The 333-nt window shown below is 60.1% G+C and carries 1 pseudogene; it reads left to right on the forward strand.

Annotated features, from left to right (window positions below):
* A pseudogene (locus AB3X94_RS42035) lies at positions 1-333 on the forward strand (amidohydrolase family protein); the annotation flags it as partial.

Raw genomic sequence — 333 nt, forward strand, 5'->3', positions numbered from 1 at the left:
TTCTGTGGTGCGTCCGCGTGGCGAAGCGCTATCTGGAGATGGGCTGGACGTCCGCCATCGGTGCGGCAACTGCGAAGCCGCGCCTCGACGTGGTGACGCGCAATGCAATCAACGCCGGCGAATTTCCTGGCCCGCGCTATCTCGCAGGCAGCCAGGAAATTACCGTTCAGGGCGGTCTGGGCGACAACACTCTTTCGCACCTCCCGTTCCGTGAGCTTAGCTTTGGCGAAGTCGTGTGCGGGCCGGAAGAGATGCGCAAATCGACACGCATGTTCCTCAAATACGGCGTTGACCATCTCAAACTCAACCTGTCTGGCGAATATATCGCGGGCA

This window comes from Paraburkholderia sp. BR10923 (genome assembly GCF_040948765.1).
Taxonomy (GTDB): domain Bacteria; phylum Pseudomonadota; class Gammaproteobacteria; order Burkholderiales; family Burkholderiaceae; genus Paraburkholderia; species Paraburkholderia youngii.